The organism is Flavimobilis sp. BM9 (assembly GCF_058313055.1).
The window spans coordinates 1-21,085 of record NZ_JBZEMO010000008.1; the positions used below are offsets into that span (position 1 = coordinate 1).

General features: G+C 71.9%; 22 protein-coding genes. 11 read left to right on the top strand and 11 right to left on the bottom strand.

Going from position 1 to position 21,085, the window contains the following annotated elements; genetic code table 11:
• Together AC4F3Q_RS12985 and AC4F3Q_RS12990 are read left to right on the top strand one after the other, a co-directional pair.
• The coding region (locus AC4F3Q_RS12985) for a methyl-accepting chemotaxis protein (RefSeq protein WP_491040332.1) at nt 1-220 on the top strand (220 nt) is incomplete at its 5' end.
• Between the two features lie 100 nt (nt 221-320).
• Complete coding sequence (locus AC4F3Q_RS12990; RefSeq protein WP_168447555.1) at nt 321-1,238, top strand: 3-methyladenine DNA glycosylase; 918 nt, start codon at nt 321-323, stop codon at nt 1,236-1,238.
• A gap of 22 nt (nt 1,239-1,260) precedes the next feature.
• Here the strand turns inward: AC4F3Q_RS12990 and AC4F3Q_RS12995 are convergent, their stop codons facing one another.
• The 4 genes from AC4F3Q_RS12995 to AC4F3Q_RS13010 are packed head-to-tail and all read right to left on the bottom strand — an operon-like array spanning nt 1,261 to nt 5,391.
• Nucleotides 1,261-2,421, bottom strand: a complete 1,161-nt coding sequence (locus AC4F3Q_RS12995; protein WP_491040333.1) for an ABC transporter ATP-binding protein — start codon at nt 2,419-2,421, stop codon at nt 1,261-1,263.
• Nucleotides 2,418-3,323: an ABC transporter permease gene (locus AC4F3Q_RS13000; protein WP_491040334.1), complete on the bottom strand. Its 906-nt coding sequence runs from the start codon at nt 3,321-3,323 to the stop codon at nt 2,418-2,420. The genes AC4F3Q_RS12995 and AC4F3Q_RS13000 overlap by 4 nt, the downstream gene beginning before the upstream one ends.
• Entirely contained in the window at nt 3,320-4,243 is a 924-nt protein-coding gene (locus AC4F3Q_RS13005; RefSeq protein WP_491040335.1) for an ABC transporter permease, read from the bottom strand. Before AC4F3Q_RS13005 ends, AC4F3Q_RS13000 begins: the two co-directional genes overlap by 4 nt.
• Nucleotides 4,243-5,391, bottom strand: a complete 1,149-nt coding sequence (locus AC4F3Q_RS13010) for an ABC transporter substrate-binding protein (RefSeq protein ID WP_491040336.1) — start codon at nt 5,389-5,391, stop codon at nt 4,243-4,245. The genes AC4F3Q_RS13005 and AC4F3Q_RS13010 overlap by 1 nt, the downstream gene beginning before the upstream one ends.
• Nucleotides 5,392-5,715: 324 nt before the next feature.
• On the opposite strand from AC4F3Q_RS13010, the gene AC4F3Q_RS13015 reads away from it, so the two are divergent.
• Complete coding sequence (locus AC4F3Q_RS13015) at nt 5,716-7,062, top strand: hypothetical protein (RefSeq protein ID WP_491040337.1); 1,347 nt, start codon at nt 5,716-5,718, stop codon at nt 7,060-7,062.
• Nucleotides 7,063-7,083: 21 nt separating this feature from the next.
• Here AC4F3Q_RS13015 and AC4F3Q_RS13020 read toward each other — a convergent pair whose 3' ends face one another.
• Entirely contained in the window at nt 7,084-7,617 is a 534-nt protein-coding gene (locus AC4F3Q_RS13020; protein WP_491040338.1) for a DUF488 domain-containing protein, read from the bottom strand.
• 88 nt (nt 7,618-7,705) lie between these two features.
• On the opposite strand from AC4F3Q_RS13020, the gene AC4F3Q_RS13025 reads away from it, so the two are divergent.
• Together AC4F3Q_RS13025 and AC4F3Q_RS13030 are read left to right on the top strand one after the other, a co-directional pair.
• Nucleotides 7,706-8,983 carry a hypothetical protein gene (locus AC4F3Q_RS13025; RefSeq protein WP_491040339.1) on the top strand — a complete coding sequence of 426 codons (1,278 nt, stop codon included), beginning with the start codon at nt 7,706-7,708 and terminating at the stop codon, nt 8,981-8,983.
• Between the two features lie 51 nt (nt 8,984-9,034).
• Entirely contained in the window at nt 9,035-11,653 is a 2,619-nt protein-coding gene (locus AC4F3Q_RS13030; RefSeq protein ID WP_491040340.1) for a DEAD/DEAH box helicase, read from the top strand.
• A gap of 42 nt (nt 11,654-11,695) precedes the next feature.
• Here AC4F3Q_RS13030 and AC4F3Q_RS13035 read toward each other — a convergent pair whose 3' ends face one another.
• Nucleotides 11,696-12,160, bottom strand: a complete 465-nt coding sequence (locus tag AC4F3Q_RS13035) for a VOC family protein (RefSeq protein WP_491040341.1) — start codon at nt 12,158-12,160, stop codon at nt 11,696-11,698.
• Between the two features lie 90 nt (nt 12,161-12,250).
• On the opposite strand from AC4F3Q_RS13035, the gene AC4F3Q_RS13040 reads away from it, so the two are divergent.
• Complete coding sequence (locus AC4F3Q_RS13040) at nt 12,251-13,231, top strand: helix-turn-helix transcriptional regulator (protein WP_491040342.1); 981 nt, start codon at nt 12,251-12,253, stop codon at nt 13,229-13,231.
• Here AC4F3Q_RS13040 and AC4F3Q_RS13045 read toward each other — a convergent pair.
• On the bottom strand, nt 13,228-13,845 hold the full coding sequence (locus AC4F3Q_RS13045; RefSeq protein ID WP_491040343.1) for a GNAT family N-acetyltransferase: 618 nt from the start codon (nt 13,843-13,845) through the stop codon (nt 13,228-13,230). The genes AC4F3Q_RS13040 and AC4F3Q_RS13045 overlap by 4 nt on opposite strands.
• Nucleotides 13,846-13,899: 54 nt before the next feature.
• On the opposite strand from AC4F3Q_RS13045, the gene ybaK reads away from it, so the two are divergent.
• On the top strand, nt 13,900-14,409 hold the full coding sequence (ybaK, locus tag AC4F3Q_RS13050; protein ID WP_491040344.1) for a Cys-tRNA(Pro) deacylase: 510 nt from the start codon (nt 13,900-13,902) through the stop codon (nt 14,407-14,409).
• 18 nt (nt 14,410-14,427) lie between these two features.
• Here the strand turns inward: ybaK and AC4F3Q_RS13055 are convergent, their stop codons facing one another.
• Together AC4F3Q_RS13055 and AC4F3Q_RS13060 are read right to left on the bottom strand one after the other, a co-directional pair.
• Nucleotides 14,428-14,814, bottom strand: coding sequence for a YccF domain-containing protein (locus AC4F3Q_RS13055; protein WP_491040345.1), 387 nt, complete (start codon nt 14,812-14,814; stop codon nt 14,428-14,430).
• 29 nt (nt 14,815-14,843) lie between these two features.
• Nucleotides 14,844-16,298, bottom strand: coding sequence for a DUF2079 domain-containing protein (locus AC4F3Q_RS13060; protein WP_491040346.1), 1,455 nt, complete (start codon nt 16,296-16,298; stop codon nt 14,844-14,846).
• Nucleotides 16,299-16,344: 46 nt separating this feature from the next.
• Between AC4F3Q_RS13060 and AC4F3Q_RS13065 the strand changes: the two genes are divergently transcribed.
• The 4 genes from AC4F3Q_RS13065 to AC4F3Q_RS13080 all read left to right on the top strand — a co-directional run bounded on the left by AC4F3Q_RS13065 (nt 16,345) and on the right by AC4F3Q_RS13080 (nt 18,013).
• Nucleotides 16,345-17,070, top strand: a complete 726-nt coding sequence (locus AC4F3Q_RS13065) for a YggS family pyridoxal phosphate-dependent enzyme (RefSeq protein ID WP_491040347.1) — start codon at nt 16,345-16,347, stop codon at nt 17,068-17,070.
• Between the two features lie 121 nt (nt 17,071-17,191).
• Nucleotides 17,192-17,410, top strand: a complete 219-nt coding sequence (locus AC4F3Q_RS13070; protein ID WP_491040348.1) for a hypothetical protein — start codon at nt 17,192-17,194, stop codon at nt 17,408-17,410.
• Nucleotides 17,410-17,601 (top strand): helix-turn-helix transcriptional regulator, encoded by a 192-nt coding sequence (locus AC4F3Q_RS13075; protein WP_098458760.1) that lies wholly within the window; start codon nt 17,410-17,412, stop codon nt 17,599-17,601. Before AC4F3Q_RS13070 ends, AC4F3Q_RS13075 begins: the two co-directional genes overlap by 1 nt.
• Nucleotides 17,591-18,013 carry a hypothetical protein gene (locus tag AC4F3Q_RS13080; RefSeq protein ID WP_491040349.1) on the top strand — a complete coding sequence of 141 codons (423 nt, stop codon included), beginning with the start codon at nt 17,591-17,593 and terminating at the stop codon, nt 18,011-18,013. The genes AC4F3Q_RS13075 and AC4F3Q_RS13080 overlap by 11 nt, the downstream gene beginning before the upstream one ends.
• Before the next feature lie 67 nt (nt 18,014-18,080).
• Here AC4F3Q_RS13080 and lplAB read toward each other — a convergent pair whose 3' ends face one another.
• The gene (gene lplAB / locus AC4F3Q_RS13085) at nt 18,081-19,148 is read right to left on the bottom strand and encodes a lipoate-protein ligase LplAB (RefSeq protein ID WP_168447048.1); all 1,068 of its coding nucleotides are present in this window, start codon (nt 19,146-19,148) and stop codon (nt 18,081-18,083) included.
• Between the two features lie 65 nt (nt 19,149-19,213).
• Complete coding sequence (cimA, locus tag AC4F3Q_RS13090) at nt 19,214-20,803, bottom strand: citramalate synthase (protein WP_491040350.1); 1,590 nt, start codon at nt 20,801-20,803, stop codon at nt 19,214-19,216.
• Nucleotides 20,804-21,085 lie beyond the last annotated feature (282 nt).

A 21,085-nucleotide genomic window follows, 5' to 3' on the forward strand; every position in this document is an offset into this window, starting at 1 on the left:
CGCCTCCGCCGTCGAGGAGCAGACCGCCACCACCAACGAGATGTCCCGCTCCGTCTCCGAAGCCGCCACCGGCTCGGGCGACATCGCGCAGAACATCAACGGCGTGGCGCACGCCGCGACCACGACGAGCGACGTCGTCGCCCAGTCCACGACTGCGGTCGACGAGCTCGCGCGGCTCTCCGCGGACCTGCGCGAGAAGGTGTCCGGCTTCACCTTCTGAGGCGCCCCCTGGACGCGGACCCCTGACTGCACCCCCGGCGGTCGGGGGTCCGCTCTCTCACGGACCTCCCCCGGCCGTGCCCTAGCCTGGACAGGTGAGCATGACCGCAGCGGACCGCACCACCTCGCGCGCCCGCCCCCTCGAGGCCGCACAGTGGCGCGAGGCCCTGGCGGCGCACGCCGGACGCGCCGACGAGCTCACCGCCGTCTTCCGGGAGCGCCGCCAGCACGGCGAGAAGCACGCGGTCGAGGACTTCCTCTTCACGTACTACGCAGCCCGCCCGGCGCGACTTCGCCGCTGGCACCCCGGCGTCGGCGAGACGCTCCTGCCAGGATCGGCACCCGACGACGTCACGGAGGTCCGCGAGCGCCTCACCTGGCGCTGGCACGCGCCCGCCGGCGACGGCGTGACGCTCGACGTCGCGGCGTTCCTCGCCGATCGTGGCGACACGGTGCGCTACGTGCGCAACCTGCTCGCCCGCACCTCCAGCCGCCCCGCGAACGTCGGCTGCTTCGGCCTGCACGAGTGGGCGATGGTGTACCGCCAGGGTGACGCGACCCGGCACCCCCTCCCCCTGCGCCTCGGCGCCCGCGGCACCGACGAGGTCGTCGAGTCCCATCCCGTGCGGTGCTCGCACTTCGACGCGTTCCGCTTCTTCACGCCCGAGGCAGCACCGCTCAACCGGCTGCAGCCAACGCGTGAGAACCAGCCCGAGCTCGAGCAGCCCGGCTGCCTGCACGCCAACATGGACCTGTTCAAGTGGGCCGAGAAGCTCGGCCCCGCCGTACCGGGCACGCTCCTGCTCGACTGTTTCGAGCTGGCACGGGACGTGCGCTACCTCGACATGCAGGCCTCCCCCTACGACGTCTCGTCGTACGGCCTGCCGGCCGTCGCGATCGAGACGGCCGAGGGCAAGGCCGAGTACTCCGCCCGGCAGCGCGGCTTCGCGGACCGCGCAGCGTCCCTGCGCGAACGTCTCGTCGCGGTGTGCGACGACGCGCTCGGCACCATCAACTAGGCCGCGGCGCCCACCGCCCAGGTCAGCGCACGTCCACGCCGTCCGCCGCCGACCGCTCGACCGCGAGCGCAGGCACCGTGTCGAACGTCAGACCGACCGCGTCCCCCGGGCGCAGCGAGGCAGCGTCGTCGACCCGGAGCTGCGCGACGACGTCGAGCCGCCCCGGGAGCGCGACCCGCACCTGGGCGTGCGTGCCCAGGAATGACACGTCCGCGACGCGCGCACCTCGGGAGTCGGCGGCGCCGACACGCACGTGCTCAGGGCGCACGAGGAGCGTCACCTCGCCCTGCGCCGACCCAGGAAGCAGCGGCACCGGCCCCCACCCCTCGACGAGTGCCGTCCCGTCCGACGCGAGGGCACGCACACGGTTCGTCGCGCCGATGAACGTCGCGACGAACTCGTCACGCGGCCGCTGGTAGAGCCCCTGCGGCGTGTCGACCTGCACGACCGCGCCTGCGCGCATGACCGCGACCTGGTCGGCGACGACGAGCGCCTCCTCCTGGTCGTGCGTCACGAAGAGCGTCGTGATGCCGGTCTGCGACTGGATGCGCCGGATCTCGTCACGCAGCGACACACGCACCTTGGCGTCGAGAGCGGACAACGGCTCGTCCAGGAGGAGCACGGCGGGGCGCACCGCGAGCGCGCGGGCGAGGGCGACGCGCTGCTGCTGCCCGCCCGAGAGCTGGTGGGCGTACCGGTCGCGGTGCGAGCCCAACCCGACCAGCTCGAGATGCTCGTCGACGATCGCGGCCCGCGCCCGCCGTGAGACGCCGCGCAGCTCGAGCGCGAAGGCGACGTTCTCGCCTGCCGTCATGTGCGGCATGAGGGAGAACGCCTGGAACACCATCGCGTTGTCACGGCGGTGCGCCGGGACGTGGGAGACGTCCCGGCCCGCGACCCGCACCGCGCCGGCGTCGAGGTCCTCGAGCCCGGCGAGCACGCGCAGAGCCGTCGTCTTGCCGCAGCCGCTCGGGCCGAGCAGCGCGACAAGCGTCCCGGCTGGGACCGTCAGGCTCATCCCAGCGAGAGCCTGCACGTCGCCGAGGCGACGCCACAGGCCGTCGAGCACGACGTCGGACGCGTCGCCGTCGCCCGTGCGACGCCGGGCGGCGGCCACCTCCAGCGTCTCAGACCGAGGGCCGGCGGCGGAGGCGGGCATGGTCGGGGCGGGCTGGGTGATCATCGACGGGCTCCTCGGGGCTCACGCCCGACGCCGGGCCGGGAAGGCTCGGTGCCGCGCGGACGGGCGGTGCGGGCAGTGCGCGTGGCGAGCAGCTCGAGCGTGACGAGCAGCGCCGTCGTGCCGGTCAGGAGCACGAACGCCATCGCGGCGGCGACCTGGCTGTCGGACAGGTTCACCTGGAACAGGGCGGTCTGGAGGTTCTCGCGCGCGAGCAGCCGAGCGACCGTGAACTCCCCGAGCACGACGGCGACCGTCACGAACGACGAGGACACGATCGCCGGGCGGAGGTTCGGCACGACGACCCGCAGCAAGATGCGGGACCAGCCGCCCCCGAGCGTGCGAGCCGCCTCCGCGAGCGTGACGAGGTCGATCACCCGCAGCCCGGCGTCGAGCGCCCGGAACGCGAACGGCAGGACGAGGATCACGTAGGCGAACGACAGCCAGACGGTCGACGAACCGAGCGGCGTCCCCGCGAGGAAGCGGTACACGGGCGCGAGGCCGACGACGAGCACGACCGCGGGGATGGACAGCGGCAGCAGGCACACGAGCTCGAGCGTGCGAGCCGCCCGGGGCGCCCGCAGCCGCACCCACACCATGGTCGGCAGCAGGAGTCCGAGCATGATCGCGACCGTCAGCGCGCACATGACCAGCGAGCTCGTCAGGCCGGACCACAGCGGGGCGAGCGACTGGTACTCCGTCGTGCGGCCCGCGACGATCTTGCGCCAAGCCGAGAGGTCGACGGCTCCCGTGAGCGGGAACCGCACGGAGTACTCGAGGAGCGCGACGACCGGGACGAGCATCGCGACCGTCCCGACGCTGAGGACGGTGCGGCGCATCACGGCCTGACGTCGCCTGGCACGGCCAGCGTGCGAGGTGCCACCCGTGAGCGTGGGGGCGGTCATCGGGCGTCCTTCGTCCAGCGGGCGGCTCGGCGCAGCAGGAGGGCGTGCCCGCCCATGACCAGGGCGACGACCACGACCATGCCGAGCGCGAGCACCTGCGCGTAGGAGTCCATGCCGGTGTTGTTCTCGTTGCGGATCGCCGACTCGATCGCCATCGGCACGAGGACCGTCTGCTGCGAGATCAGGGCGGCCGCGGTCGCGAACGCGGAGAACGCGTTCGCGAACAGCAGCAGGAAGGCCCCGAGTACCTGGGGCAGGAGGATCGGCCCGGCGACACGACGCCAGAACTGCGCGGTGGTCCCACCCATGACGGCCGTCGCCTCGCGCCACTGCGGGCGCAGCCGGTCGAGCGCCGGCAGGAAGACGATGATCATGAGCGGCACCTGGAAGTAGGCGTACACGACGACGAGGCCTGTCATGCTCGACAGCAGGTCGGGCGGGACCTGTAGTCCGAGCTGCTCGTACACGAGCCGCGTCACCATGCCGTTGGTGCCGAGCGTCGCGATGAACGCGAACGCGAGCATCACCCCGCCGAACTGCGCGAGGACCGAGGAGAAGCCCGTGAGCACCTTCCGCGGGACGCTCGTGACCGGCGCCGTGGAGAGCGCGTAGGCGAGCGCCCCGCCGACGACGGTACCGATCGCCGCCGTGACGGCGGACAGCCACGTGGACGTCCAGAACACCTGCGCGGTGCGGGCCGTCGCAGCGTCCCGCAGCCCGTCGAGCGTGAGCGCGCCGTCGGCTCCTCGGAAGGCGCCGTCCACCACGATGAGCGTCGGCAGCAGCAGGAACACGGCCGTGTACCCGAAGAAAGGCGCGAGGCCCGCTCCCGCTCGCAGCCGGGCGACGGCCCGGCTGCGAGCGGAAGCTGCGGGGCGCGCGGTGTCCGCGCGCCCGACGGGCACGGTGGCAGTCACCATCAGGAGACCGTGGATTCCCAGCTCTGCGCGAGGACGGCGTTGGCCTTCTCGGCCTGCTCGATCGTCGGCGTCTGCGGAGTCCCGGACACCTCGGGGAGCGAGCCGGCCGCGGCTGCGTCGAGAGTTCCGTCAGCCTGGAGCGCGTCGAACAGCACGGGGCGGGCGCCCCCGGCGAGCCACAGGTTCTGGGCCTCAGCCGAGAACAGGTACTCCTGCCACAGGCGTGCGGCCGCCGGGTGCGGCGCGTCCTTGTTGATGGCCTGGTTGTAGAACGAGGCGATCTCGCCGCCCTCGGGGACGAACACCTTCCACTCGACGCCCTTCTCTGCGAGGCGCGCCTGCGTCGAGAGCTGGTTGTAGGACCAGTCCATGACGACGCCGTGCTCGCCTGCGTCGACCGTGCCGGCCGTCACGTCCTTGACGTTGAGCGTGCCCGCCTCGGCGAGGCTCGCGAAGAAGTCGAGCCCTGGCTGCAGGTCGTCGAACGTGCCGCCCTTGGCAGCGTTGGCCATGAGGAAGCCGTTGAACGCGGCTCCGGCCTCTGCCGGCTTGCCGTTGAGCGCGACCGCTCCGCGGAACTTCTCGTCGGTCAGCTGGTCGAGCGAGGTGATCTCGCCGTACTTCGTCGCGTTGTAGCCGACGCTCATGATGCCCGTGTAGTCGTTGACCCACAGACCGGAGGATTCCTTGTTCTCGGCGGGGATCTTGTCCCACGCCTCGACCTTGTACGGCGCGAAGTAGGCGGTGGACTCGAGCGCGACGTTCGTCCCCAGGTCGAAGACGTCAGGCGCCTGGGCGGTGCCCTTGTTCGCCTCGGCAGCGGCGATCTCCTCCTTCGAGGAGGCGTCCGGGAGGATCGAGTTGACCGTGATCCCGTACTTCTTCTGGAAGCCGGCCTTGACGGCGCCGTAGTTGGCCCAGTCGTCCGGGAGAGCGATCACGTTGATCTGGCCCTCGGCCTTCGCTGCCGCGACGAGTGCGTCGAGGCCGCCGAGGTCGGCGGCGGTCTGGGCGGTTGCGGCCTTCGAGGCGTCGCCTGACGCGGACGTGGCAGGGCTGTCTGCAGCGGCGCCGGTGCCGCACGCGGCGAGGGCGAGAGTCATCGTGGCGGCGAGAGCGGTGGCCGTCCAGCGGCTGTGCACTGACATGGGATCGTCGTCCTTCAAGGCTCGGGAGGGGTCCGTCCGGACCGTCACCGAGACCTTGACCTGGGCAGATGTCTGCACATCGTCTGCGGGGCGTCCCCCGGATGAACCGGTCGGGACATCCTGGCTCCGCTCAGGCAGGCCCGTCCCAGACGACCCCGTCGCGGTCGAGCCGCGCCTTCTGCAGGGCGTGTGCCCGCCCTCTCACGGACCTCCCCCGGCCGTGCCCTAGCCTGGACGAGTGAGCACGACCGCACTGGGATCGCACCACCTCGCAACGCTCCTGCGCGAACGGATCGTCGCAGTGTCCGACGACCTGCTCGAGGCATGACGACCGCTGACGCCGACACTCCTGACGAGCTGCTCGAAGGGCGTGAGCGGGTCGAGCTCGTGCTCCTGCCGCTGAGCAGCCGCCCCGAGGGTGCCCGCCCGGTCGCGAGGCACGTCGTGGAAGAGCTGCTCCGCTCCCGCGGGGTGCTGGGCGCGACGCTCGACGGCGTCACACTCGGGGTACGGGCTGCGATGTTCGCCCGCATCATCATCGACGACGAAGGCCGCGTCCTCCACGCTGTCGACGGCGAGGTACGCCCCGGGATAGACGTGCTGGACCTCGCGACAGCCCTCGCTCATCACGCGGGCGACAGCGTCCTGCTCGAGGACGGCACCCTGGCCCTCCCCGACGGGACCTTCGGCGACTGGACGGACGCACCGTGGGCACACTTCGACGCGTGCACGGTGATCGGCTGGCGCACCGCACCCGGCAACGAGCTTGTGAAGCGCGACCTCGCGAAGGCGGCCGGCACGTCGTTGCTCACCCTCGCCTCCGGATCGTGGACTCTCCTCGCTGCACCAGCAGGGACCTTCGCCCACCACCGGTTCGGTGACGTGTTGGTCCTGCCCGCCCTCGCGCGCGAGGTCCTCGATCTCGACGCCGTCACCTTCCTGCCGCATGAGCGTCCGCTCGTCGCCATGACGCGCGCCGGAGAGACGCGAGCGTTCCTCTACGTCACGTCTGGCCTGAGGGCGGGAGGAGTCGTCGCTCGCTGGTTCCCTGCCGCTGTCCCCGTGCCCCATCCGTGCGACGACACCAGCGACGTGGCGACGCTCACCCGACTGCTCGCAGAGCCGCAGCTCGTAATCGAGGGCGACCGCCGTGGGATCGACGCCGAGACGGTCGAGACGCTGTCCACGATGTCTGCGGCTGACGTGGCTGGTGGCGAGATTCTCGCCCGCTTGTCGGGGCTCGTCGGCTTCCCGGAGCTCGCTGCTTCGCTCGTCGAGAACGCTCAGCCGGACACGTGGCCGCACCCCTGGCCCGAGGGCGGCTCCCGGGTGTCACCGCGATGGAAGTGGCGCGCCGCGTTCGCGGCGTCGGTGCGGCAGGACGAGGAGAGGTGGTTCGAGGGCGAGGGCTGGCTACCACGGACGCGCAGGTTCCTGCGGGACCATCCTGGAGTACTGGCGGCCGCTGCGGTTTTCTACTATCTCTTCGCGGCGGCCCTCCTCGTGCCCGCGTTCCTCGACCTCGCGGGTGTGCTGACGACAGGAGAGGTGCCGTTCCTCCTCGTCTGCGGCGTGATCGTCCTGGCGAGCGCCGAGTGCGTCCGGAGGATGGCCGTCCGCCGGTTCCGCGAGCGCGCACGCCTCCCAGGTCGCGGTGACGCTCGCGACTAGGACCGACGTCGGCAGGCAGGATCACTGATCGCCGTCCCACACGACGCTCCCGTCCGAGTCGAGACGTGCACCTTCTGCAGGGGCGTGGTGGACGAGGCGGCCGTCGTGCATGAGGTGACGCACCTCTGCCGAGCGGGCGAGCACCGCGACGTCCGAGATGACGCGGCGGTGGCAGCGCCACCAGACCGACTCGCTGCACATGATCACGACCGTGCGCTCGGCCGCGTCGTCGAGCAGCTCCGTGAGCGCCTCACCGAACTCGGGAGTGCGCGTCCAGGCGGAGTAGGCGCGGAACGCCTCGACGCGCCACCAAGTGTCGCGCGGCTCCTCCCCCGGCGGGATGCGGCGGCGGCCGCCGAGGCGCTCGTCCCACCGGTACGACACCCCTTCGTCGGGGAGCCACGAGGGCAGCACGTCCCGCGCGACGTCGAGGTTGCGTCGCGAACCCGGTAAGCGCCGGACATCGACGAGCCCGGCCACACCGGCCGCACGAAGCAGCTCGCCGAGCCCCGCCCGGTCGAGCGTGCCGTGGCCGACCGTCAAGAGCTGGACCATGCGTCCTTGCTAGCACCGTCCGGCAGGCCCCGCGACCTGGTGGTCTGCTCAGGCATGATGGTGCTTCCGTCCCGACCCCGGAGGACAGATGCGCACTCACGCCACCACCCGTTCCCCGTCCGACGACGACGCCCGGATCCCCGATCACTCGACGATCGAGCTGCGCGTGCGGCCACGTCCTGACGGCCCGGTGCGCATCGACGAGGTCGTCGACGTCCTGCGCGGGGGACGTGTCGTCGCGGCCGTCGTCGACGGCTCCGCCAGCGGTGACGGCTGCGTGGTCGCGGTGCTCGCGGCCGGGGAGGACGAACGGGTCCTGATCAGCTCGGCTGGGGACCTGCAGCCTGGCCCGGCGTTCGAGGACGTCGCGCGCCAGCTGGCCGAGGCGACCGGGGCCGACATCCTGGTCGACTGGGTCGCCGTCGTCACCCCGGATGGGTCCCACCGCATGGTCGACGACCTACCGATCCTGCCCGAGGTCGAACGCACTCTCGTCGCATGGCGCGCGACGACCGCCTCCCCGATGGTCGTGCGAGCCCTCGCACTGATGGCTGGTGTCCCGGTCGTGCACGCGACCGTCGACGGGTGGACCGTCGTCGCGCTCCCCGACGACGCCCCTGTGCTGTCGCTCAGGGACCTTCCCGTGGGCGGCGGTGACCTCCCGGTGGTCGAGCTGGCCCGCCACGGCGGCGCGCGCCAGGTCCGGTGGTGTGACCGCCGGCGCCTCGCCCCGGTCACCGGCCAGGTGGGCGTGGGCCCGCGCACGACGTCGGTTCTCGACGATCCCGCGGGCACGCCCGCGTCGCGTCTCGCCGCCGAGCTGGGCAGCACCGGGTACCGGGACGTCCCCGAGACGGGACGCGTCGATGCTGCCAGCCGCGCGGCGCTCGAGAGCCTGCCGCTCGTCCCCGAGACTCTCCTCGCCGACGGCGCTGCTGCCCTCGGCATGCCAGCAGGGCTCGCCGAGCTGGTCGAGGACGTGGACCAGGAGCCGTCTGCGGCGCCGCGCCGCTGGCTCACCGCGCCGGGCGCGGAGCAGGTCGAGCCTGAGAGCAGCACGGGCGGTGCGATCTCGCGCGGCATTTACGCGATCCTGACCGAGGAACCGCAGGGCGACGGCAGGTACGCGCGCTACCGGAGGTGGCTGTGGCACCGTCCGGGTGTGCTCGTCGCCGTTTCCGCGGCGGAGGCTGCGGTCGGCGCCGCGCTGTGCGTCGCGGCAGCGTCCGGCGTCTCGATCGGCGGCGTCGTGTGGCCGCTATGGGCGGCCGGCGCGCTCGTGCTGCTCGACGCCGTCCCCGACCTCGCCAACGGCGTCCTCCTGCTGCGTCTGCGGGCGAAGGCGCGTCCGGGCCCGGCGGCCTGACCCGCGACCCGTGAGCGCGAGGGTGCTCATGCCTGAGACGATGGAGCCACGATGAGCACCCACACTGCGAGCCTGACCGCTGCCCTCCCCGCCACGACCGACGCCGACGCCCTGTTCGAGGCGTTCGAGGAGTGGACCGCCGGACGAGGGCTCGCGCTGTACCCGGCGCAGTCCGAGGCGCTCATGGAGCTCGTGTCGGGCTCGCACGTGATCCTGTCCACGCCGACCGGGTCGGGCAAGTCGCTCGTCGCGACGGGCGCGCACTTCGCCGCGCTCGCGGCGTTCCGGGCAGCCACGGGCGGGCGGACGTACTACACGGCTCCGCTCAAGGCGCTCGTGAGCGAGAAGTTCTTCGCGCTCGTCGACGTGTTCGGCTCCGAGAACGTCGGCATGATGACGGGCGACTCCGCGGTCAACCCGGAGGCGCCGATCATCTGCTGCACGGCGGAGATCCTCGCGAACATCGCGCTGCGCGACGGCGGCACGCGCACGGGGCAGGACGCGATCTCGCAGGTCGTCATGGACGAGTTCCACTTCTACGCCGACCCGCAGCGCGGCTGGGCATGGCAGGTGCCGCTCCTCGAGCTGCCCGACACCCAGTTCCTGCTGATGAGCGCGACGCTCGGCGACACGTCGTTCTTCGTCGAGGACATCGAGAGGCGCACGCGTCGTCCGGTCGCGCTCGTCACGGGTGCCGAGCGTCCCGTGCCGCTCAGCTTCGAGTACGTCGTCGAGCCGCTCGGCGACGTCATCGAGGAGCTCGTGCAGACGCACCGCGCGCCCGTCTACATCGTGCACTTCACGCAGAAGGACGCCGTCGACCGCGCGCAGGCCCTGCTCTCCATGAACGTCGCGACGCGCGCGGAGCGCGACGCGATCGCCACGGAGCTCGGAGACTTCCGGTTCTCGTCGGGCTTCGGCCGGGTGCTCAGCAAGTTCTTGCGGGCGGGCATCGGTGTGCACCACGCGGGGATGCTGCCGAAGTACCGCCGTGTCGTCGAGCGCCTCACGCAGCAGGGCCTGCTCAAGGTCGTGTGCGGGACGGACACGCTCGGCGTCGGCATCAACGTGCCGATCCGCACGGTCCTGTTCACGAGCCTCGTCAAGTACGACGGCGAGCGCATGCGCCACCTCACGGCGCGCGAGTTCCACCAGATCGCCGGGCGCGCCGGGCGCGCAGGCTTCGACACGGTCGGCGACGTGCTGGTCATGGCGCCCGAGCACGTCATCGAGAACCGCAAGCTGCTCGCCAAGGCCGGCGACGACCCGAAGAAGCTCAAGAAGATTGTCCGCAAGAAGGCCCCGGAAGGGTCGGTCAACTGGACCGACAAGACGTTCGAGCGCTTGCGCGACGCCGATCCGGAGCCGCTCACGAGCCACTTCACCGTCAACCACGCGATGGTCCTCAACGTGCTGGCCCGCGCCGAGCGGGACGACGACGGGACCGCCGCGATCACGGCGATGCGCCACCTGCTCACCGCCAACCACGACGCGGACGCGGCGAAGGCGCGGCACGTGCGCCAGGTGTTCCGCATCTACCGGTCGCTGCGGCAGGCGGGCATCGTCGAGAAGTCCCGCGTGACGGGGCCAGACGGCGTGACGCGCCCGACCGTGCGCCTCACGGTCGACCTGCCGCGGGACTTCGCGCTCAACCAGCCGCTGTCCCCCTTCGCGCTCGCGGCGCAAGAGCTGCTCGACGTCGATTCGCCGACGCACGCGCTCGACGTCGTCTCGATCGTCGAGGCGACGCTCTCGGACCCGCGGCAGGTGCTGTACGCACAGGAGCGGGCGGCCCGGGGCGAGGCGATCGGCGCGCTCAAGGCCGAGGGCTACGAGTACGAGGAGCGGATGGCGCTGCTCGAGGAGGTCTCGTGGCCCAGGCCGCTCGAGGACCTGCTCGTCCCCGCGTTCGCGTCGTACAAGAAGGGCAACCCGTGGGTCGCGGACCAGGAGCTGAGCCCGAAGTCGGTCGTGCGGGACATGATCGAGCGGGCGCAGACGTTCTCGGAGTTCGTGTCGCGCTACCAGCTGGACCGCACCGAGGGCGTGCTGCTGCGCTACCTCGCTGACGCGTACCGCACGCTGCGGCAGACGGTCGCGGCCGAGCACCGCACCGAGGAGGTCGAGGAGCTCGTCGAGTGGCTCGGCGAGGTCGTGCACGGCACGGACTCGAGCCTGCTCGACGAGTGGGAGCGGCTCGCCAACCCGGTCGACGACGACGCGGACACGCTCACGGGCGACGGCCCCCTCTCGGGCACCGGCGCGGAGGCACCCGCGCGTCCCGTCACGGGCAACGTCCGCTCGTTCCGCGTGCTCGTCCGCAACGCCATGTTCCGCCGCGTCGAGCTCGCGTCGCGCGAGGCGTACTCGGCGCTCGGCGCGCTCGACGCCGCGGACGGCTGGGACGCCGACGCGTGGGCGGACGCACTCGACCCGATGTTCGAGGAGTACGGCGACGACGCGATCGGCATCACCGGCGCGGCACGGTCGCCGAAGCTCGTGGAGATCACCGAGCAGGTCGACGGCGACCCGCGCCGCTGGGCCGTGCGCCAGGTCCTCGACGACCCGGACGGTGACCGGGCGTGGCACGTCCGCGCCGTGGTCGACCTCGACGCGTCGGACGAGGCGGGCGAGGTCGTGCTCCAGGTGACGGAGGTCGGGACGCTCTGACGTGCGTCCCTGCGGCGGCACCGGCCGCCGCAGGGAGTCCCGTCAGGCTGAGTGCGCGGGCGCGACGTCGATCACCCAGGTGACGCCGAACGGGTCGACGAGCATGCCGAAGCCTGGGCTCCACGCGGATGCTGCAAGCGGCTCGACGACGCTCCCGCCCTTGGCGAGCCCCTCGAACAGGCGCTGCACCTCGGCGAGCTCGGAGCCGCGCACGGACACGAAGAACGGCTGCTCGGTGAGCGTCGCGCCGTTCTCGCGGCGTGTCGTTCCCGCGGTGATCGGTGCGCCGTCGCCCGTGCCGGGCACGTCGTAGGCCATGACGCGGAAGCCGTCGGCCGTGTCGACCTGTCCGAAGACGACGAGCCCTGCGCCGGGTGCGTCGGCCGGCATGCCGACCTCGGCGTAGGTGGTGAGAGTCAGAGCGCCGCCGAACACCTCCTGGTAGCGCTCGAGGGCGGCGCGGGCGGTTCCGCGGAAGTTCAGGTGGGGGGTCGTCGAGATGCTCATGGCTGCTCCTTCGGTGCGTGGATGCTGACGAGACCACTCTCGAGGGCGACGCGGACAGGTTCTGTCCTCGATCGCGGCTAGGTTGAGCGCATGACGACCTCGTCGAGCACGGCGCGGCTGCTCGGGCTCCTCTCGCTCCTGCAGGCTGGCCGCCCTTGGTCCGGTCCCGAGCTCGCGCGCCGGCTGGCGGTCAGCCACCGGACCGTCCGCCGCGACGTCGACCGGCTCCGCGAGCTGGGGTACGCGATCGACGCGACGCCCGGCCCTGACGGCGGATACCGTCTCGAGCACGGCCGCGAGCTGCCGCCCCTCCTGTTCGACGACGACCAGGCTCTCGCCCTCACGCTCGCCCTCCAGTCCGCGACCGCGACCGATGCCGGGATCGAGGAGGCCGCGGTGCGCGCCCTCACGACGCTCAAGCAGGTGATGCCGGCACGCCTGCGCCGACGCCTCGAGGCTCTCGAGTTCACGGTCGCCCTCCCGGCGTCGGATGCCGTGGTGCCGCACGAGACGCTCGTCGAGATCTCGGCCTCGGTCCGGGCACGGGAGGTCCTGCGCTTCGCCTACGGGCGGACCACCGCACCCGCCGGCGAGAGCCTCCCGGCCTCGCCTCGGCGCGTCGAACCGCACCGTCTCGTCGCCGCCCGCGGGCGCTGGTACCTGCTCGCCTGGGACCTCGACCGTGACGACTGGCGCCTGTTCCGGGTCGATCGCATGACCCTCCGCACGCCCCGCGGGGCCCGCTTCACGCCGCGCGCCCTGCCGAACCCCGACGTCGCGGCGTACGTCGCCGCACGGTTCAAGGGCGCGGCGGCCGCGGACCGCTGGCCGTGCGAGGGCACGGCAGTCCTGCACCGCCCCGCCGGGGAGGTCGCGCCCTTCGTGCCCGACGGCGTCGTCATCCCGGTCGACGCCGACCGGTGCGAGGTCACGTGCGGGTCGTGGTCGTGGACCGGGCTCGCGGCGTCGCTCGCCCGCTTCGAGGCGGACGTCGACGTCGTCGGGCCCGACGAGCTGCGCGCTGCCTTCGCAGGCCTCGCCGAGCGCGCAGCCCGCGCCGCGTCACGCTAGGCCGTCGGGCCGGAGCCGTCGTCCCACGGGCCCTGCGGCCCGGCAGGGTCGTCGCGGTGCCGTGTGGCGACCCACGCGTCGGTCGACTCGCCGCGGTGGTCGAGCCACGCGTGCATCGTGCCGCCGAACGTGAACCCGCTCTTCCAGGCGACTCGGCGCGAGCCGACGTTGCCGACGTTCGCGTACCAGACGACCACCCGCAGGCCGAGCGTGTCGAAGGCGTAGCGCAGCAGCAGGTCGACGGCGATCGTCATGACCCCGCGCCCGCGGATGTCGGGGTGCGCGCCGAACGCGATCTCGCCGCGTCCTGGGCCGGCGTCACGCACGGAGACCGTGCCCGCGAAGCGGCGCACGCCGTCGGGGTGCGTCGACTCGATCGCGAACGCGTGCTCGGTGCCGGCCTCCCAGCCGCCCGGGACGACCTCGCGGATCCAGCCGCGCGCCATCTCGAGGTCGTACGGGTGCGGCACGGTCGTCCACCGGACGGAGACTGGGTCGGTGCACTGGACGACGACGTCAGGCGCGTCCTGTTCGCTGTGCGCGCGAAGCGTCACGTCACCCTCGGTCAGGGTCGGGACGTCGTCGGGGAAGCGGGGGGTTCCAGGGAGCGGCATCTCGCCATGAAACCACGTCAGACCGTGGCGCCCCGAACGGATATCGTCGCTCGCATGGCGAAGAAGTCGGCCGCGGCGCGCGGCGGGACCCCAGCGGTCGCGGCCCTCGAGGCCGCGGGCGTGGCCCACACCGTGCACGCGTACGAGCACGACCCGCGCAGCGATCTCGGCTATGGCCTCGAGGCCGCGCACGCGATCGGCGTCGACCCGGCGAGGGTGTTCAAGACGCTCCTCGCGGTGGCCGACGGCGCCCTGGTCGTCGGTGTCGTCCCCGTCTCGGGGCAGCTCAACCTCAAGGCGCTCGCGCACGCGGTCGGTGCGAAGAAGGCGGTCATGGCCGAGCCTGCCGCTGCGGAGCGCGCGACGGGCTACGTCGTCGGCGGGATCTCGCCGCTCGGCCAGCGCCAGCGGCTGCGCACGGTCGTCGACGACAGCGCCCTCGAGCACGAGACGGTGCTCGTCTCGGGCGGGCGGCGCGGCCTCGACCTCAGCCTCGCGCCCGGTGACCTCGTCGCGCTGACGGGCGCGGTCGTCGCGCCTATCGGTCAGGGGGCACGCCGCTAGGCACTCGTGCGCCCCGGTTCAGAACCCTGCGCGGCCGGTCGGCACGATGTCCTTGCCGAGCGGGACGAGCGACACCGGGATGAGCTTGAAGCACGCGATGCCCATCGGGATGCCGATGATCGTCACGCACAGAGCGATGCCGGTGACGAGGTGCTCGAGCGCGAGCCACCAGCCGGCGACGAGCACCCAGATCACGTTCCCGATCGTCGCGCCCACCCGCATGCCGGGCTTGGGCACGACGGTCCGACCGAACGGCCACAAGACGTAGCTCGCGATGCGGAACGAGGCGATGCCGAACGGGATGGTGACGATCAGCAGGCAGCAGATCACCCCGGCGACGAGGTAGCCGACCGCGAGCCAGAACCCGGCGAAGACGAGCCAGACGACGTTGAGGATCGTGCGCACGAGTGTCCTCTCGAGGGGGTGGACGTGGGTCAGGAGGTGCGGCGGGCGACGAGGTAGCCGCCGTCGTCGAACACCGTCTCGTAGGTGTGTCCTGGGTACAACAGCTCGGCGTACTCGGCCGCGTCGGTCGGACCGTCCGGTCCCCAGCCGTGGTCGGTGCGGATCGCGACGTAGTCGGTCGCCGGGTTCCCGTCGTTGCCGACCCAGTAGGCGCGGTGCTCCGTCGCGAGCCGGACGATCAGCCCGAGGTCCGTCGTCACGGACGAGCCTGCCGGGATCGTCGCCAGCGCCGCAGCCCCGGCCGAGGCGTGCTCAGGGACCTCGTACGTGCTGGGGCGCGCGAGATTGCCGAGCGGGAACGACGGCAGCAGCGCGGCGCTCACGAGCACCATCACGACCGGTGCCGCGCGCCCATACCCGCGCAGCGCGCGCGAGCCTGACCCGACGAGCCGCTCGCAGCCGTCGATCGCCGCGACGAACACGATCGGCATGAGGATGAGCGAGTAGTGCCAGGTCGGCCCCCAGTAGAACTCGGTCGACCCGGCGTACCGCCACACGATCGTGGGCACGATCATCAGCAGGAGCGGCGAGCGCAGTGCCACGAGCCCCGAGATCGCGACGATGAGCAGGAGCGTGGTGATCTTCTGGCCGGGGACGAAGAAGTGGGTGACGATCCGCCACAGGCCCGCGAGGAGCGAGCCCGCAGATGTAGCGGTGTCACCGCCGTCCTCGCTGAGCTTGCCCCAGTAGTCGTACTGGTGACGCGGGTTGAACAGCGGGATGACCACCCCGAGGACGAGGGCCATGCCCCCGAGCCCGATCGCGACCATCTGCCACGCGCGGCGGCGTTCCCCCCAGAGCCACAGCACCGCCCCGAAGCCGGCCACGGTCAGGCCCATGTCCTCCTTGACGAGCAGCAGGAGGGCTATCCAGACGCACGCGGGCGTCCACCGCTTCTCGAGCGCGGCCTTGAGGCCGAAGGCGAGGATCGGAGCGGCGAACGCGTACTCGTGGAACTGCACGTCGATCGCCGACTGCACGCCCCACGACGAGGCGTAGGCGGCACCGACGAGCAGGCCGGGCACAGCGCCGAGCCGACGGCGCGCGAGGACGGTCAGCGGCACGACCGAGATCGCGACGAGCACGCACTGCGCGACGAGCAGCGTCACGGGCGACGGGAACACGCGGTAGAACGGAGCGACAAGCGCGATGATCGGCGAGAAGTGGTCACCGAGCTGGTTGAACTCGTGCCCCTTGATGTCGACGATCGGCCAGCCAGGCCCGGCCCACCCGCGGATGCCCTGCTCGAAGATCGCGTTGTCCCAGCTCGGTGTGTCCCAGCGGTTCCACCGCGCGAGGCTGAGCGTCAGGTAGGCGCCGAACGCGACGGCCGCGAGCGCGGCGGCAGGCCACGCCGAGGTGGGACCCGGAGTCGGGGCGGCGCCGCGTTCACGGGTCTGGGCGCCGGCTGCCGTCTGCGTCATGGGCCCCATCATGGTGCATGGACCCGCGCGACTACCATGGACCGTCATGAGCACCGAAGCGATCTCCGCCGCGATCGCGCAGGTCACGGAGCGGATCTTGTCCGCGTGCGCGACCGCCGGACGCGACCCGGGGGACGTCGCGCTCGTCGTCGCGACGAAGACGGTGACGACGGAGCGGACGGTCGAGGCTGTCCGGGCCGGCGCTGTCCTCCTCGGGGAGAGCCGCGTCCAGGACATCGCTGCGAAAGCCCCGACGCTCGCCGCTCTCGACGAGCGACCCCGCGTGCACATGATCGGCCGGCTGCAGTCGAACAAGATCAACGCCCTGCTGCGGGCGGGCGACGTCGTCACGTGCGTCGAGACGGTCGACTCCCTGTCCCTCGCGCAGGCTCTCGGGTCCCGGGCCGCGGCCGCGGACCGCACCCTCGACGTGCTCGTGCAGGTCAACGTGACGGGCGAGGAGACCAAGGCGGGCGCGACGCCCGACGACGCGGTCGCGCTCGCGACGGCCGTCGCCGTCGTGCCGGGCCTGCGTCTGCGCGGCCTCATGACGATCGGTGCGAACTCCCGCGACGCGGCGCTCGTCCGAGCTGGCTACGCCCGCCTGCGCGAGCTGCGCGACGCCGTGCTCGCGTCCGGTGCGCCCGGCACCGAGGAGGCGACCGAGCTGAGCATGGGCATGAGCGCCGACCTCGAGCTCGCGATAGCCGAGGGCGCCACGATCGTGCGCGTCGGCACGGCGATCCTCGGCGCCCGCCCGGTCGCGGGCTGACGGCTAGGCCGGCCAGGTCGGTGCGGGTACGCGCGCAGCTCGTCGCGTCAAGCGACCTTGACACACGCGGGCCTGTCAAGCATGCTTGACGTATCAAGCGTCCTTGACACCGGAGGTCCCGATGAACCGCTCACAGCTCACCCTCACCACCGTTCCCCTGCTCCTCATCGCAGCGGTGGGCCTCGTCCGGCAGGCCGAGGCCGGCACCCTCCTGTCCGCACCGACCGTCACGGGCATCGTCACTGGGGTCGTCGTCGGCATCGTCGCGCTCCTCGCCGGACGCCACCCGGGCGTACGCGCTCGCCTCGGCCTCGAGGCCGGGCGCACCGAGGACGCGTGATGCGCAACGACGTCCGTGCGCTCCGCGAGGCCGAAGGCCTCTCGCAGGCAGCGCTCGGCGCCGAGCTCGGCGTCTCCCGCCAGACCGTCAACTCGATCGAGACCGGGAAGTACGACCCCTCGCTCCCCCTCGCCTTCGCCATCGCCCGCCGCTTCGGCACCACCATCGAGGAGATCTTCCATGTCGACTGACAAGCGCAAGCTCGTGATGAAGTCGAGCGCCGGCCTGCTTTCCGGGGCCGCCATCCTCGTCCCGCTCGTGCTCCTCCTGAACCGCTACGGCCCCGGAGACATGGGCCGAGGTGCCGCCGTCGGCGGTGGCATCGCGCTCGCCGGCTTCGCCGTCGCCGCGTGGCGCGCCATGCGCCGACCTGAGTCGACGACGTCGCTCGACCGAGCGTTCACGCGCACCGGCGACGAGCGCGACGACGCCGTCCTCACGGCCGCGCTCGCGGTCGTCGGCATCGTCTCGCTACCGGCCTCGGCGATCGCGACGGCCGCCGTGGCAGTCGGGGCGCCCGCCCTCCCGACGCTCACGATCCTGCTCTACACGCTCCTCGCCGTCGCGACCGACGCGTCCGTCGCCCCGGCCGGCCGGCCCTGACCCAGGCATGCGAGAGAGGGGCACGCGCCGCGGCGCGTGCCCCTCTCTCGTTCTCGGCCGGAGCGCGTCACGGGACGCGCGCAGTCCACTCCTGGGTCCCGAACTTCGTCTCGACGAGCTCCTCCGCGCGGGCACGCTCGGCGTCCGTGACCCCGCCCTCGACCGCGTCGTAGCGCGACCGGAAGTGCGCCTTGAAGGCCTCGATGACGTCAGCGCGGGACATCCCCGACTGCGAGCGCAGCGGGTCGACGCGCTTGTTCGCGCTCTTCGTACCCTTGTCGCTCATCTTCTCGCGACCGATGCGCAGCACCTCGAGCATCTTGTCCGCGTCGATGTCGTAGGCCATCGTCACGTGGTGCAGCACGGAGCCGCCCACCAGGCGCTTCTGCGCCGCGCCCGCGATCTTCCCTGCGGGCGACGCGATGTCGTTGAGCGGCTGGTAGGTCGCCTTGATACCGAGCTCGCCGAGAGCACCGAGGACCCAGTCGTCGAGGAACGCGTAGGACTGCTCGAAGCTCAGCCCCTCGACGAGCGAGCCCGGGACCGTGAGCGAGTACGTGATCGTGTTGCCCGGCTCGATGAACATCGCGCCGCCACCGGAGATCCGGCGCACGACCGTGATCCCGTGCTTCTCGGCGCCCTCCGGGTCGACCTCGTTCTTGAGGGACTGGAACGACCCGATCACGACGGCGGGGGCGCCCCACTCCCAGATCCGCAGGGTCGGCCGGCGCTCGCCAGCATCGACCGACTCAGCGAGCGCCTGGTCGAGCGCCATGTGCATCGCGGGCGACTGGGCGGGCTCGTGCACGATCTCGAACGTGTGGTCGTGCCAGCCGGTCGCGTGGCCGAGCGCGCGGCGCACGGCGATCGCGACGGCCTCGGCCGTGAAGCCGATCATCGTGACGTCGTCACCGAGCGCTCCCTCGATCGCGCTCGCGAGCTGCCCGACGCCAGCGGTGGCTGGCATGCCGAGCAGCGCAGCGTCGATGTCCTCGAGAGCCGTGTCGGGCTCGAGGAAGAAGTCGCCTGAGATCGCGACGTGCGTCAGCCGCGCCGGACCTGCCTCACCCTCGTCGGTCGTCTCGACGTCGACCGCGACGAGCTTGCCACCTGGGACCTTGTATTCGCCTCTCACGGTCACCAAGCCTAAGCCCGCCCCGGCGGGGGGCCACCGTGGCGTCGGTCACGGGCTCGAGCACCTCAGCGCGGGCTCACGCCCGACTTGAGCAAGCCGAAGATCGCGGAGTCCGTGAGCGCCTCCCAGGACGCCTCGAGCAGGTTCGGACCGACGCCGACGGTCGACCACGACCGCTCGCCGTCCGTCGTCTCGATGAGGACGCGCGTGATCGCGTCGGTGCCGTGCGTCTGGTCGAGGATGCGCACCTTGAAGTCGATCAGCTCGAACTTCTCGATCTCCGGGTAGACACGGCCGAGCGCCTGACGCAGCGCCTGGTCGAGCGCGTTCACCGGGCCGTTGCCTTCGCCCGTCGAGACGATGCGCTCGCCTCCAGCACGAAGCTTCACGGTCGCCTCGGAGGCAGTCTCGGTGCCGCGGCTGCCGGTGCGCTCGACGATCGAGCGCCACGACTCGACCGTGAAGTACGCGGGACGCTCGCCGGTGACCTCCTCGCGGAGGATGAGCTCGAACGACGCGTCCGCGGCGTCGTACGTGTAGCCGTTCGCCTCGGCGTCCTTGATGCGGTTCGTCACCCGGGATAGGACGTCGCTCTGACCGGCGAGGTCGAAGCCGAGCTCGCGACCCTTGAGCTCGATCGACGCGCGACCGGCCATGTCGGAGATGAGCATCCGCATGTCGTTGCCGACGGCGCGCGGGTCGATGTGCTGATAGAGGTCCGGGTCGACCTTGATCGCGCTCGCGTGCAGGCCAGCCTTGTGAGCGAAGGCGCTCGCGCCGACGTACGGCTGGCGCGCGTAGGGCGAGATGTTGGTCAGCTCGGAGATGGCGTGCGCGATGCGGCTCGCCTCCGCGAGACCGCGCCCGGCGAGCAGGGCGCGCCCGTGCTTGAGCTCGAGGTTCGCGACGACCGTGATGAGGTCGGCGTTGCCGGTGCGCTCGCCGTAGCCGTTGACGGTGCCCTGGACGTGGCTCGCGCCGGCCTCGACCGCGGCGAGCGAGTTCGCGACGGCGCAACCCGTGTCGTTGTGGGCGTGCACCCCTAGCCGATGGTCCGGCCCGACGGCGTCACGGACGTCCGCGACGATCTCGCCGACCCAGCCGGGGAGCATCCCGCCGTTCGTGTCGCACAGCGCGACGACCTCGGCGCCCGCCTCGAAGGCGGCTGCGACAGCCGCGAGGGAGGCCGTCCGGTCGAAGCGGTAGCCGTCGAAGAAGTGCTCGGCGTCGACGAAGACCCGGCGCCCCTCGCTCGTGAGGAACCGGACCGTGTCTGCGATCATCGCGAGGTTCTCCTCGGCGGTCGTCCGCAGGGCACGCTCGACGTGGCGCACGTCAGACTTCGCGACGAGCGTGACGACGGGCGCCTGGGAGTCGAGCAGCGCGCGGACCTGGGGGTCCTCCTCGACCTTGACGCCGACCTTTCGCGTCGCGCCGAACGCGGCCAGCACAGCATTCTTGAGCTTCAGCTCGCTCGCCGCACGTGCGAAGAACTCGGTGTCCTTGGGAACCGCGCCGGGCCAGCCGCCCTCGATGAAGCCGACGCCCAGCTCGTCGAGCAGGGGCGCGATCGCGAGCTTGTCCGTCACGGACAGGTTCATGCCTTCCTGCTGCGCGCCGTCGCGCAGGGTGGTGTCGTACACGTGGAAGCTCATCGGTCGCTCTCTTCACATCGAGTCCGGCGCCGCGCGAGGCACCGACCTGCAGCGGTCCAACAAAAAGACCCCCCGGAGGACGGAGGGTCAGCGCGCTCGGCATAGGTGGTGCCGGGCGCGCTAGTCGATAATCACGGTGAGGTCGATCACACGGCCATGATGCCACACGCACCTGCCCGCTCGAGAGCACCGGTCGCATCCCGGAACGCCGTCCCGCGAGCGTCGGGCAGCATCCCGTGAGTCTCGAATCCTGAGAGCGGAGGCCGTTTTCCGGGCACACTG

Coding starts and splice junctions, on each gene's coding strand:
- AC4F3Q_RS12990 (WP_168447555.1), top strand. CDS start 321: ATGACCGCAGCGGACCGCACCACCTCGCGCGCCCGCCCCCTCGAGGCC.
- AC4F3Q_RS13005 (WP_491040335.1), bottom strand. CDS start 4,243: ATGGTGACTGCCACCGTGCCCGTCGGGCGCGCGGACACCGCGCGCCCC.
- ybaK (WP_491040344.1), top strand. CDS start 13,900: ATGGCGAAGAAGTCGGCCGCGGCGCGCGGCGGGACCCCAGCGGTCGCG.
- AC4F3Q_RS13015 (WP_491040337.1), top strand. CDS start 5,716: ATGACGACCGCTGACGCCGACACTCCTGACGAGCTGCTCGAAGGGCGT.
- AC4F3Q_RS13065 (WP_491040347.1), top strand. CDS start 16,345: ATGAGCACCGAAGCGATCTCCGCCGCGATCGCGCAGGTCACGGAGCGG.
- AC4F3Q_RS13000 (WP_491040334.1), bottom strand. CDS start 3,323: ATGACCGCCCCCACGCTCACGGGTGGCACCTCGCACGCTGGCCGTGCC.
- AC4F3Q_RS13045 (WP_491040343.1), bottom strand. CDS start 13,845: ATGCCGCTCCCTGGAACCCCCCGCTTCCCCGACGACGTCCCGACCCTG.
- AC4F3Q_RS13025 (WP_491040339.1), top strand. CDS start 7,706: ATGCGCACTCACGCCACCACCCGTTCCCCGTCCGACGACGACGCCCGG.
- AC4F3Q_RS13070 (WP_491040348.1), top strand. CDS start 17,192: ATGAACCGCTCACAGCTCACCCTCACCACCGTTCCCCTGCTCCTCATC.
- cimA (WP_491040350.1), bottom strand. CDS start 20,803: ATGAGCTTCCACGTGTACGACACCACCCTGCGCGACGGCGCGCAGCAG.
- AC4F3Q_RS13035 (WP_491040341.1), bottom strand. CDS start 12,160: ATGAGCATCTCGACGACCCCCCACCTGAACTTCCGCGGAACCGCCCGC.
- AC4F3Q_RS13040 (WP_491040342.1), top strand. CDS start 12,251: ATGACGACCTCGTCGAGCACGGCGCGGCTGCTCGGGCTCCTCTCGCTC.
- AC4F3Q_RS13010 (WP_491040336.1), bottom strand. CDS start 5,391: ATGTCAGTGCACAGCCGCTGGACGGCCACCGCTCTCGCCGCCACGATG.
- AC4F3Q_RS13030 (WP_491040340.1), top strand. CDS start 9,035: ATGAGCACCCACACTGCGAGCCTGACCGCTGCCCTCCCCGCCACGACC.
- AC4F3Q_RS13020 (WP_491040338.1), bottom strand. CDS start 7,617: ATGGTCCAGCTCTTGACGGTCGGCCACGGCACGCTCGACCGGGCGGGG.
- AC4F3Q_RS13060 (WP_491040346.1), bottom strand. CDS start 16,298: ATGACGCAGACGGCAGCCGGCGCCCAGACCCGTGAACGCGGCGCCGCC.
- AC4F3Q_RS12995 (WP_491040333.1), bottom strand. CDS start 2,421: ATGATCACCCAGCCCGCCCCGACCATGCCCGCCTCCGCCGCCGGCCCT.
- AC4F3Q_RS13080 (WP_491040349.1), top strand. CDS start 17,591: ATGTCGACTGACAAGCGCAAGCTCGTGATGAAGTCGAGCGCCGGCCTG.
- AC4F3Q_RS13075 (WP_098458760.1), top strand. CDS start 17,410: ATGCGCAACGACGTCCGTGCGCTCCGCGAGGCCGAAGGCCTCTCGCAG.